14 protein-coding genes are annotated in these 10639 nt (G+C 68.7%); 5 read left to right on the top strand and 9 right to left on the bottom strand.

Annotation, left to right across the window (positions count from 1 at the left end; translation table 11 throughout):
* A partial coding sequence (locus MKK68_RS24600; protein ID WP_244033197.1) for a hypothetical protein occupies positions 1-328 on the top strand: 328 nt, incomplete at its 5' end.
* A gap of 9 nt (positions 329-337) precedes the next feature.
* Here the strand turns inward: MKK68_RS24600 and MKK68_RS24605 are convergent.
* The 7 genes from MKK68_RS24605 to MKK68_RS24635 form a co-directional block, all read right to left on the bottom strand.
* Positions 338-1132 (bottom strand): hypothetical protein, encoded by a 795-nt coding sequence (locus MKK68_RS24605; protein ID WP_244033198.1) that lies wholly within the window; start codon positions 1130-1132, stop codon positions 338-340.
* Positions 1133-1137: 5 nt separating this feature from the next.
* Positions 1138-1398, bottom strand: coding sequence for a hypothetical protein (locus MKK68_RS24610; protein ID WP_244033199.1), 261 nt, complete (start codon positions 1396-1398; stop codon positions 1138-1140).
* Entirely contained in the window at positions 1395-1970 is a 576-nt protein-coding gene (locus tag MKK68_RS24615; RefSeq protein WP_244033200.1) for a hypothetical protein, read from the bottom strand. Before MKK68_RS24615 ends, MKK68_RS24610 begins: the two co-directional genes overlap by 4 nt.
* A gap of 89 nt (positions 1971-2059) precedes the next feature.
* Complete coding sequence (locus MKK68_RS24620; RefSeq protein ID WP_244033201.1) at positions 2060-2857, bottom strand: hypothetical protein; 798 nt, start codon at positions 2855-2857, stop codon at positions 2060-2062.
* Positions 2854-4203: a hypothetical protein gene (locus MKK68_RS24625; protein WP_244033202.1), complete on the bottom strand. Its 1350-nt coding sequence runs from the start codon at positions 4201-4203 to the stop codon at positions 2854-2856. The genes MKK68_RS24620 and MKK68_RS24625 overlap by 4 nt, the downstream gene beginning before the upstream one ends.
* Positions 4200-4811 (bottom strand): hypothetical protein, encoded by a 612-nt coding sequence (locus tag MKK68_RS29605; RefSeq protein ID WP_279605491.1) that lies wholly within the window; start codon positions 4809-4811, stop codon positions 4200-4202. The genes MKK68_RS24625 and MKK68_RS29605 overlap by 4 nt, the downstream gene beginning before the upstream one ends.
* Complete coding sequence (locus tag MKK68_RS24635) at positions 4808-5002, bottom strand: hypothetical protein (RefSeq protein ID WP_244033203.1); 195 nt, start codon at positions 5000-5002, stop codon at positions 4808-4810. The genes MKK68_RS29605 and MKK68_RS24635 overlap by 4 nt, the downstream gene beginning before the upstream one ends.
* Before the next feature lie 397 nt (positions 5003-5399).
* Between MKK68_RS24635 and MKK68_RS24640 the strand changes: the two genes are divergently transcribed.
* Positions 5400-6194, top strand: coding sequence for a hypothetical protein (locus MKK68_RS24640; protein ID WP_244033204.1), 795 nt, complete (start codon positions 5400-5402; stop codon positions 6192-6194).
* Between the two features lie 255 nt (positions 6195-6449).
* Positions 6450-6809, top strand: coding sequence for a hypothetical protein (locus MKK68_RS24645; RefSeq protein WP_244033205.1), 360 nt, complete (start codon positions 6450-6452; stop codon positions 6807-6809).
* Between the two features lie 53 nt (positions 6810-6862).
* Here MKK68_RS24645 and MKK68_RS24650 read toward each other — a convergent pair whose 3' ends face one another.
* Together MKK68_RS24650 and MKK68_RS24655 are read right to left on the bottom strand one after the other, a co-directional pair.
* Positions 6863-7219, bottom strand: coding sequence for a hypothetical protein (locus MKK68_RS24650; protein WP_244033206.1), 357 nt, complete (start codon positions 7217-7219; stop codon positions 6863-6865).
* 186 nt (positions 7220-7405) lie between these two features.
* Positions 7406-7774: a hypothetical protein gene (locus MKK68_RS24655; RefSeq protein ID WP_244033207.1), complete on the bottom strand. Its 369-nt coding sequence runs from the start codon at positions 7772-7774 to the stop codon at positions 7406-7408.
* Positions 7775-8077: 303 nt separating this feature from the next.
* On the opposite strand from MKK68_RS24655, the gene MKK68_RS24660 reads away from it, so the two are divergent.
* Complete coding sequence (locus tag MKK68_RS24660) at positions 8078-8986, top strand: tyrosine-type recombinase/integrase (protein ID WP_244033208.1); 909 nt, start codon at positions 8078-8080, stop codon at positions 8984-8986.
* A 4-nt stretch (positions 8987-8990) separates the two neighbouring features.
* Complete coding sequence (locus MKK68_RS24665; protein WP_244033209.1) at positions 8991-10199, top strand: IS91 family transposase; 1209 nt, start codon at positions 8991-8993, stop codon at positions 10197-10199.
* Positions 10200-10639 lie beyond the last annotated feature (440 nt).

Genomic DNA, 10639 nt, shown 5'->3' on the forward strand with positions numbered 1-10639 from the left:
TGGAGACGCGGGCGACGCCGCTGCGCTCACCCTGACGGCTTCGCGGCGTCGCCCGCTGCGTCACCGATCAATGGAAACCATGCCGCCAGTGGGTCCTTTTTGGACGCCGATCCCGGGTCCCTTTTCAACGCCGATTGACACGCAGGCCGCCGTCGCCAGCGTGAATGCACAGAGCCGGCCGGGGGAGGCCCCGGTCGGGCTGGACTATTTCCGGTGCTGCTCGCGCGCCCGGTACCGGCCCGCCCGGGTTGGGGATGTGCCGGACGGCTGCACGATCTCGGGCGTTCTGGCTGAGGGGCTGATGGAGGGTGGGCCTCCTCAGATCTGAGGAGACCCATCAGGGATCGCGCCAGCTCCGTCGGTAGAGCGCCGTCGTGGTCCGGATCGCGGTCAGCACCGCGGCGTCATCCTCTCCCTCGACGGGCATGCTCCACACCTGCCCATCCTCGTCGTCCCAAAACCTCAGCAACACGTAACGCTGGCCAACACCGACGCCGTCCATGAAGTCGGGATCCAGGCGTCGGAACAGGAGGGCACGCGCGACCTTGGTTTGCACAACCTGACCGAGGAATTCGTCCCTGATCCCGAAGGTGCCCTGCTCAAGGTTTTCGTTCAGACGGAACGGGGGCGAGCAAACATGAAGCTTTCCACGGCAGCCCGAATGGATTGCGAAGATCCGGTCCTTTGGGTGTCTGGTCCTCAACGTACCCATATCGAATGTGAGCGAGAGGTTCGACTTTGACGGCTCGGTCTTGGCGACCTCAGCCTCCCGCTCAGCCGCAGCCTCGGCACGCTCCCGCTTCAACCGCCTGCGCGTGACCGTGAGCGCGCTCGGCGGGGGAAGCGCGTCACCGATGATCCGGCTCATCAATGCTGCGTTCGGGAAATCCCGCGGGTCGAGCTCGACGGTCGGCTCCGGATCCGGGGCCGGCATGACCGGCCCCGGCTCTCCCCGGCGCTGTTCGGGGAGGTCCTCGAACAGCAAGGGCAACGGGGGCTCCGGCTCGGGCGGGGGGCGCCGCAGGATCGGGAGAACCCGCGGCGTTTGGAAAAGCTCGGCGACGGCGTTGGCGATCCATTCGCGGAGGGAGGCGGTCGGGGTGTTGGCGGCGAAGGACGGGCGGCGGGGCATGGCTGTCACTCCTCGATCAGGCCGCTTCGGATGGCCCCGGCCCGCAGCGCCTCGTAGCGAGCCAGGGCCAGGCCCCTGATCGCCGGGCCGACCCATGCCGGGATGTCGCGCTCGCCGGTCGCCCAACGGGCAGGAAGGCGCGGATCGATCGTCTCGCGGGCGCCCTGGGGATGGAGAGGTCCCAGGGCGCGGGCCAATTTCCGGCGCCACCGATCCCCGTAGAGATCCTGCGCCAGCATGATGAGGTTCTCGCGGGTGATGCTCACTGCGCGACGCCCCGCATCCGGCGCATGTCGCGGCGGGCCATCTCGCCGCCGTTGGCGAGGCCACGCTTGTAGCCAGCCTCCCACGTGTCGATCAGCCGACGCGCGATCGCGGGGTGAAGGCCGCGGGGGATCGTGAAGTAGGGCTGGCTGTCGTCGCCATCGGCGTAGACATCGAGGCCGTCCTCACCGGACGCGAGATACCGGCCATCGCTAAGCTCGCCGATTGCCTCGATCTCTGCCGCGTCGCGCGGGAAGGCGTCGACGAGATCGGCCGCGGCTTCCTCCTGCAAATCACTGATAATGCCGCCGACGAGCGCAGCAACGTCGTGCTGCGCGTCGGGCTCAGCTGCAGGCGACGGCATCACCGGCTCCGCCCCATCTTCAAGAACGCCGCCGAGCGCGCGGAACGTCTCGGCCGCCTCCCGGGTGGCTTCGAGGCTGTCGTACTGACGCGTGCGCCACTCCCTGTCTCGCACCCAGAAAAGTACGGCGCTTGCGCACTCCTCCGGCACCGCCTCGAAATGATGATCCAGAGCGATGATCCGGACCTGGGTTTTGGTCTTGGTCGTCATTCTCGTGGTCTCCCATCGATAGAGCGGGCACCGGCCGCCCATGTCCCCATTATGGGGACATGACGCGCACGAATTAAGGGCCGGCACTATCAGCTCTCGGCAAGCACGCTGTTGAGGCGCTGGTAGTGCTCGATATCGGCCTCGTCCCGATCCCGCTTCATCGCGAACGCCTCGTCGCCGATGCGCTGCAGCTGAGCTCGCAGCTGCACGCCTTCCGCCTGCAGGGGGTGGGAGGCGTAACGAGGTTGCGTCACGACGATCAGGCGGCTCGCGAGGCCAGCGCCCTTGGAGATCCGTCGCCAGAGGGCGGAGATCTCCGGGAGCCTGTCCACCCGAGGCTTCGCCCACTCGCGCTTCCACACGACCGGCCCCTCGAAATCCGCGACCGCCCGCCGCGCTTCAATGACAGCCGTCGTCAGTTCATCGAGGACAAGCGCCGGCGCTCCTTCCACGTCATGTTGATCCAGTGCCCGGGGGTGAGCCTCGGCCGGGGACCACCCGGCCAGACCGGCTCCCCGAGCGATGGTAAGAGGGCTCTCGGGGGCGACCTCCACCGCCGCCTGGGGGCGCGAATCGGTGACGGGTTCGCCCATCACGGGCTCGGCGGTCGACGGCAGAGATTTCAGCAGGGCGAGGGCTTCCTCGCCTGCATGGTCAACGCCGCCGTGCGCCTTGGCGTAGGCACGCACGACCTCGACCGGCATACCCTTGTGCTCGGCGCGCAGGTCTCCGGGCTCATGGAACGTCTGGAACCGGCCCAGCCCGGTAGAGACGACCGCCTTGTCCCGGAAGGTCGCGAACAGGACGACATGGCCCGGCGATCCGGTGACAAGGAAGGTCGAACCGTCCTTGCAGGAAACGGTCGTGGGTTTGCCGTGCGCGCTCATCGGGGCCTCCTTCCATCCTGCTGGCGTTCGTGACGGCGGTATCGGGGCAGCCCCGCATCGCGGTCGCTCCGTACCCGGGGCAGTGGCGCGGCCGGCGGGTCCTCCTCCATCTGCGAAGCAGGCCGGCCGGGACCGACGATCGCGTCGATGGCGGCATTGTCCCGCAACCGGCTCATGGCCTCGACGAACCGGGCCGCATCCGTCGGCGTCAGCTGGATCTCGGCCTCAAGAGAGGTCGTCACAGCCTCGACGTTCGCGATCGCCCCGCGCCTGGCGTAGCGCTGCCGGCGGGTCGGCTGCATGTCGATCCGCAGCCCATCGACGTCGCCGAGATCTACAAACGTATCGCCCCCCGCGGGGCGGAACATGACCTGGCCATAGGCGACCGTCTGGACAGGCTCGCGGCGCGCTTCAAAATCAGCCCGAGCTTCCTCCTTCATCCGCAGATGCGTCGCCCCACTCTCCTCGCGGACGAGCCAGTACGGGACATCGAACTCGATCCCCACCTTCTCGAACCGTTCGATGAGAACCGCGAACGCCGGCACGGTCTCGGCCTCGGGGCGGTCGTTGCCCGGGCCCTGCGCCTGCACGATCCCGTCGTGTGCGATCTCCACCGTGACGCGGGACCGCCCGACTGGATCCCTCAGGCTCCAGATGCCGGCATCGGCTCTCCAGTCATCGGGACGCACGCCATCGGACCAGGTGGTGTGATCGTAACCGCGTCCGACGCAGTGGCCCATGATAGAACCCTCGGCGTCGAGGGCGCGTTCAGTGACGAGGTGGACCCAAAGCCAGCCGGGAAGCGCTGGCACGTCGAGGCGATCGACAGTGCCCTCGTTGCCGGCCACACGATCCGCTCGCTTGGTGAGCATCCGCTGGTGCCACCGTTCCGCGTGCACCTCGGCCTGGTCCCAAGTCACGCGGGGCAGCTTATCCAGGAAGCGGGGGTCTTCCTCCCAAAGGCCGTTCAACCAATCAGTGACGACCTGCAGCGTCGGGGGGACGCTGTTGCCGGCACATGTCACGACACTTTCGCCCCGGAGATAGCCGGCAACTACGGTGCGGTCGCTGATCTCACTCCGGGCCAGCGCATCTCTGTAGACCGGATGATCGGCGTGACACGAGCGATCCGGCTGATCGTCACCCTCAATGCCATACGCGTTGAGCGGGGTGCCGAATGGAGACGGAAACAGGGTCATTCGATCGCGGGGCCGGCATGCCGCCGGGAGACGCAGAGCCAGCCATCGCTGAGCGCGAACATCGTCGAGGGAGCCGATCGCCAGAGAGGCGGCGGTCCGCTGCAGGCTGCCGAGCGTCGCATCGAGGGAAGTCCCGGACCGGCTCATACCGCCCTCCTCAGGCCGGGGATCCAGACGGGACGCCCGGCCGGCTGCGTGCAGATCGCGCGATGCGCCGGGCACCAGGCCGAACCGGGCGCCGCGACGTGCCCGTAGACCAGCGCCGGGCCCGCCTTCGGGTCGTCCGCGATGAAGCGGCATGCCCCGATCGGCGCGGCGATTAGCGGGATCAGCAGCGATGGGGGGACGGGGGCGATGATGACAACCCTCGGCGGCGCAGCCGGCCGCGGCGCTGCGGCCACCGGCTTGGGCGCCGCAACCGGCCTCGGGACGGACGGCTTCTTGGGCGCCGCCACCCGAGCCGGCCGGTTCGCCCCCGGGTAAGCCCAGGCCGGCGCAGGCTGCCCATCGCGGGCTGCAGCTCGCGCCCGGCGCTTGAGGTCCCGGCTCCGGGTGAGGCTCTCCTCGGGCGTCAGCTTGACCCGGGGCGGCCGGGGCGCGCCGCGGTGCGCGACACCGATGGCCGCGCTCTTTGTCACGTGCAAGTCGAACTCGGTGGCCAGCACCTTGGCGATCGACGTCCCGCTCGTGTCGGGCTGGCCGTAGAGCTCCAGCACGCGAGCGCGGGCGGCGGGCGTCCAGAGTGAGGCGCTCACGACCGGGCCTCCGGGGCGGGGGCGTAGGAAACGACGCGGATCAGGCCGAGCGCGAGCAACAGGCTCAGCCCGGGCCCCCGACGGCCGCACCGGACGTCGCTGACGTACGTCTCGGAAAACCCTGCGCGCTCCGCATACGCCTTGGCAGAACCGGACTTCTGGATCTCTGCCTCCAGGCGCTGGAGCGCCACGTCGTCCGGGTCCCTGGAGAGACGCCTTCTCAAAGTAGCCCTCACGATACTTCCCTCCACCGGCCCGGATCCTGCGATTAGCAAATCCGCGTCTCGGTATTAGATGGGACGTATCCGGCGACCGCAAGAGGAAAAGATCGTCCTCTACTGCACAAATCTTAGCCCAACAGTTTCACCAACAGCGTGTTGGTGAAACTGTTGTGAATGCCGTCATTTCTGTTGGTTATTCATTCCGCTTGCAAAAGGCTAACGGCAGGAGGAGGATACGTCAGTCCGCGCATCTGCGGACCCGGCCTCAGGTCGGAAGCCCCGGTTTTTGCGAATACCCGTAATGCCCCCGATCACCTTCGGAGCTACTTGGACGTTCGCCGGCACGTTCCGGCGGTACGGACACGACTTGCCGCTCTGGCACTGCCATGAGCCGCCCCAGGCCTACTCCGACGCCTACAAGGCGTCCCGCGGCTCGCTCGTGAACGCCGGCTACTCGTGGACCGGCCTCGGCCACCAGTTCTCGCACCTGGTCGCGTGCTGGTGGGACACGGGACTCCCCTACGACGCGGACGCCCTTAAGGCCGAGGTCGACCGTGTAGTCACGGAGGCCGCCGCATGGCGCGACGAGCAGGGCCGCCGCGAGGCGGAGGGCATCGCTGCGGAAGTTGCCGAGGTCGCCACGACGGCGGCCCTTATTCGCCGGCATCTAGAAGACATGCTGCGGGACCGCCCGTGGGCATTCGGCCGTCACCTTGCCTTCGCGCGCGATCTCGTCGCGAAGGAGGACTGGACGCGGCACGGGGTCCGGGCCGCCGACAGGTACCTAAGCAACGCGAGGGGTAACGTCGAGCGCGCGAATGAGCGGCTCGGCCGGGTGCCGCCGGCGAATTGGTTCGCGCGGGCGGACGATGCGCAGGTACGGGTCGCTGCCCTGGAGGCGTGTCGCTTTTTATCAGCGCGCGACGAGGACTGGGCTGCGGTTCGAAATTCGTCGGGCTGGTCCCAGGCGACAACGTGGAGGGGCCACGTTGTCTCGGAGCGCGAGAGCCTCGATCAGGGCGAAGCGGCCCATGCGCTCGGCATCCTGCACGGTCACCGCAAGCAGATCCCGTATCGGCTCGCTCACACTCTCTTCTACAGAGGCATCAAGTGTCCGAAGCAGTACCCAGCCCCGGAGGACGCCGTCGCCCTACTGCTCTGACTTTCAACATTCCGCGCTTCAATCCCTCATCGGCGGCCCCCGGCGCGGGGCCGCCTCAGTCGCGAAGGAAACCAACAAATGTTGAATTTTATCCGTGCCCTGCTGGCGGCGATTTTCGGGGCGCTCCTGTCACCGCTGAGACTGTTTGGCTGGGAGCCCAAGCCGCGGGCCGCCGATGTCGCCGCAGCCGCGGTGGAGGCTGTCCGCGCGGCCCCGATCGAGGCCCCGTCCCCCATCCCGCGCGAGCCTACGCCGATGGCGGACTTGGTCCTGGCGCATGCCCGCAAGAGGCTTTTCACGCACGAGCGGCACCCGGAACTCGTTCCGCTGCCGGCCGCGCTGGAGGCCTGGATCGAGAGGCTCGACGCCCATCACCTCGGCAGCATAATCTCGGCTCAGGGCGCCCCCCTGCAGCGGCACATCAACCGTGGTCTCTCCGGCAGCACCGCGTCCGGCCCCGGCAACCTTCCGCCGGTCTTGCCGCATGCCGTGCCGATGAAGACCGGACGGGGCGCCACGGGCGGGACGACGGCATCGCGCGAGCAGCGGATCGCCGACACGCTGGAAGACCTCGGCCTGGTATTCGACCGCAGCTACAGCCCGCGCCCGCGCTGACCCGCACCGCCCCGCGCACCAAAAAAACCCGCCGGTCACCCCGGCGGGTTTTTTCATGCCGCGGCCCGGCGCGCTCGGTCGGCATGCACGCCAGCGATCAGCCTGCGCAGGGATCCGTCCAGCCGATCGGCACGGGCGCGCTCGGCCGCCAGCGCGCCCCCGGCTGAGCGGAGATCCTGACGCAGCTGGTCGGCCTCGGCCCGGAGGCGCTCCACCTCCGCGAGGGCGGCCGCGGCTTGGCGGCGGGCGCGATGCAGCTCGGCGACGACGGTCGAAACCGCGTCGACCTCCTCGACACGGGCCCGCTCGATCCCGGCGCAGAAATCCTTCAGGGCGTAGTGGGCGAGCAGCATGCCCTGAGCGCTGCGGCCAACGACGTCGGCGGTGATGTGGCGGGTCTCGTAGGACATCGGGGCTCTCTCCAGGCGGGGCTGATCTCGTACCTGGAGGATGAGTCGTCGTGGGGATCCGGGCAACCATCCGGGCGGGTTATCCCTGGGCTTTAAGCGGTCACAAGTTCAGTGAGTGGTTTCCAGAAGGTGGATACGCTCACGTTACTTCCGTCGAAGGAAACGCGGATCCGGGAAAACCCGGCTTCAGGCTTTTGGGGCCAGAAGCCTCAGATGGATCGCCTCGGCTACGGCCTCCCGCTGGTACACGATGCCGACTTTCCCTGCCAGGATCGCCCGCTCGGAACGGGCGCGCAGGTGTTCCGCGATCCCGAGGACAAGGCCCATCGGGTCGATGTCCCACCGCGTGGCGCCACCCCGGACCGACCCGGCGATCGCGTCCCTGAAGGCGTCCACGATGGCCCTGTCGAGAGCGGCCGGATCTGGGCGGCCGGTTTCGCGCTGCCGGGCGCGTAGATCTCGCATGCGGCCGGCGGTCTGGCGGCGGACCCGGGCCGGGCGGGCGGAACCGCGCTCCAGGTAGGAATGGAATGGGTGGTAGCCGGGATCGCGCATGGCACATGTTACATCGCGGCCATGCAAGGAACGTCAAAAGTAACGCCAAGATGAACGGCGGCAGGCGCACAGCGCCCGACGTGCGCCCGGGTGAGGCGCACGTCAGCCCGCGGGGCTAGTGGTCCAAATCTGACGCTTGGTACCCATTGGCGAGGTCCGCTTAGGGTGGCTGAACGAACCCGCTCGCGCGGGATGGGTGGCAGCTTCGAGGTTTTCGGATTTAGACGAGCGCCCTGCGCTGATTGAGCGTCGCCCGGCCTGGGCGGACGATCGTGGCTCCCTTCCATCGAGTGGAGCCATCCCATGACCATCCTTGCCGTTCCCGCCGCTGCCGTCGGCTCGCTGCGTCAGCGCCTGACCGACAACATGACCCTGGGTCGGTTTTCCCGTGAGACGCAGCGCAACTACATCCGCGACGTCGGGCGTCTGGCGACGTTCCTGCGGCGCTCGCCCGACACGGCGACCGTCGACGACCTGCGCCGTTTCGAGATCGCGCAGCAGGAGGTCGGCCTCGGGGTGCCGACGATGAATGCCATCGTCTCGGCCCTGCGGTTCTTCTTCGTCCATACGATCGAGCGGCCGGATCTCGCTCGCAGGCTGGTCCGCCTCAACCATCCGCGCCCGCTGCCCGACGTCCTGAGCGCCGACGAGGTGCGCCGGCTGCTCGGCGCCACGGTCTGCCTCAAGCACCTGGCGGCCCTGTCGATAGCCTATGGCGCGGGATTGCGCGTGGCCGAGGTCGCGGCGCTCAGGATCGGCGATGTCGACTCGACGCGCATGCTCCTGCGGGTCGAGCGTGGCAAAGGCGGCCGCGACCGCAACGCGATGCTGTCCGCCGATCTTCTGGGTCTCCTGCGGCGCTGGGGGACCGAGGGACACCGGCAGGGCGTCCTGCATCGCGAGGGCTGGCTGTTTCCCGGACAGGACTGGGCCCGGCCGATCAGCACGCGCCAGCTTCACCGTATCGTGTTGGAGGCGGCCTGGTCGGCCGGGATCTCCAAGCGTGTCGGTCCCCATACCCTGCGCCATTCCTTCGCCACCCACCTCCTGGAGGACGGCGTCGATATCCGCGTCATCCAGGTGCTGCTGGGACATGCCCGACTCGACACGACGGCGTTCTACGCCAAGGTTGCCACCCCGACGGTGCGGGCCGTGAGGAGCCCACTCGACAGGCTCGCCCTGTTCCATACGGACGGCCCGGTACCGGCTTGAGGCGATGCGCGTCGCGATCGAGCTGGCCGACGTCTTCCGCGCCGCCGGCCCCGCCTACCGCGCTGACGGGGCCGGTCATTTGAACTTGGCCGCGCTCAAGGTGATGGCGGCGATCGAGCAGTGCCGCACGGCCGGCCTCGGCGGCCATGTCGAGGGCTGCGACGCGTGCGGCCACCTGCGCGTCGCCTACAACGCCTGCCGCAACCGGCACTGCCCACGCTGCCAGGACGCGGCGGCGCGCGACTGGCTCGCCGCGCGCGAGGCCGACCTGCTCCCGGTCGGCTACTTCCACGTCGTCTTCACCCTGCCCGCCGAGATCGCCGCCATCGCCTTCCAGAACAAGGCCGCCGTCTACGACCTGCTGTTCCGGGCAGCGAGCGCGACCATGACGTGGATCGCCGCCGACCCGAAGCATCTCGGTGCCCGCATCGGCCTCATCGCTGTGCTCCACACCTGGGGCTCGGCCATGACCCACCATCCCCATCTCCACATGATCGTGCCCGGCGGCGGCCTCTCGCCGGACGGGACCCGATGGGTCGCGTCGCGCCCTCCCTTCCTTCTGCCGGTGAGGGTGCTGGGCATGCTGTTCCGCCGCCTGATCCTCGAAGGGCTCGCCGCCCTCCACGAGGCCGGGATGCTCGCCTTCTTCGGCACCCTGGCCCCACTCTCCGACGCCAAGGCCTTCGTCCGCGCGCTCGCCCCGGTGCGCAGGAAGCGCTGGGTCGTCTACGCCAAGCCGCCCTTCGCCGGACCGAAGGCCGTGCTCGCCTACCTGGCGAGCTACACCCACCGCGTCGCCATCTCCAGCCGGCGCATCCTCGCCTTCGACGGGGCGAACGTCAGCTTCCGCGTCAAGGACTATCGGCGCGCCGGGGCTGGGCAAGCGCGGGTCATGACCCTGTCCGCCACGGAGTTCATCCGGCGCTTCCTCCTCCATGTCCTGCCGCGCGGCTTCCACCGCATCCGGCACTACGGCTTCCTCGCCGGCTCGAACCGGAAGGCCGGTCTGGCCCACATCCGCGCGATCCTCGGCACACCGCCCCCGTCGCGATCCACCGACCCAGAACCGGACACCCGAGACGCTGCGACCGACGTTCGACCGCCTTGCCCCCGCTGCGGCGGTCCCATGACGATCGTCGGCTCCTTCGCAGGTTGGTACCAACCGCGCGGGCCGCCGTTCAGCCCCGCGCCGAACCGGGCGTGTACGCCATGACCCGGCATGGCCTGGCACCACCACACATCCGAGGAGGCACACCTCGGGGCACGCCTCTCCGCGCGCCGAACGCCAGAATGGTCTTCACGTACGCTGTCGCCCGACCCTGTCGCGCTCCGCCAAACGCCGGAAACCGGGCAATCCGGGAGCGCTCAGGTACCCAGGCGCCGGTAATCACACGCCTTCCGTCCCTCGCTGGGGACGACGGTCTGCCCAAATCCCCATAGCTCTGCGCCCGCCATCCCGCGGGTTCGTTCTTCCACGACTTTCGTACGCCTCGCGGCGCCCGAAACTCTTCACATCATGATGTCTCTCCGGAGGATGGCAGCACCTCCGGACCCGCACGACGAGCGGACGATCGGGATGCCGTCCCTCACGCGGCGATGCGAGGGTAGCATCTATCCAACACGAGCCAGCGACGAATGTTGCACTGCAACACA

It is taken from the genome of Methylobacterium sp. E-016, assembly GCF_022829745.1.
In the GTDB taxonomy this organism is placed as follows: Bacteria; Pseudomonadota; Alphaproteobacteria; order Rhizobiales; family Beijerinckiaceae; genus Methylobacterium.

What these genes read in the sequence shown, in the direction of transcription:
- MKK68_RS24650 (WP_244033206.1), bottom strand. Translation starts at nt 7,219, where the DNA reads ATGTCCTACGAGACCCGCCACATCACCGCCGACGTCGTTGGCCGCAGC.
- MKK68_RS24620 (WP_244033201.1), bottom strand. Translation starts at nt 2,857, where the DNA reads ATGAGCGCGCACGGCAAACCCACGACCGTTTCCTGCAAGGACGGTTCG.
- MKK68_RS24625 (WP_244033202.1), bottom strand. Translation starts at nt 4,203, where the DNA reads ATGAGCCGGTCCGGGACTTCCCTCGATGCGACGCTCGGCAGCCTGCAG.
- MKK68_RS24660 (WP_244033208.1), top strand. Translation starts at nt 8,078, where the DNA reads ATGACCATCCTTGCCGTTCCCGCCGCTGCCGTCGGCTCGCTGCGTCAG.
- MKK68_RS24645 (WP_244033205.1), top strand. Translation starts at nt 6,450, where the DNA reads ATGGCGGACTTGGTCCTGGCGCATGCCCGCAAGAGGCTTTTCACGCAC.
- MKK68_RS24615 (WP_244033200.1), bottom strand. Translation starts at nt 1,970, where the DNA reads ATGACGACCAAGACCAAAACCCAGGTCCGGATCATCGCTCTGGATCAT.
- MKK68_RS24605 (WP_244033198.1), bottom strand. Translation starts at nt 1,132, where the DNA reads ATGCCCCGCCGCCCGTCCTTCGCCGCCAACACCCCGACCGCCTCCCTC.
- MKK68_RS24655 (WP_244033207.1), bottom strand. Translation starts at nt 7,774, where the DNA reads ATGCGCGATCCCGGCTACCACCCATTCCATTCCTACCTGGAGCGCGGT.
- MKK68_RS24665 (WP_244033209.1), top strand. Translation starts at nt 8,991, where the DNA reads ATGCGCGTCGCGATCGAGCTGGCCGACGTCTTCCGCGCCGCCGGCCCC.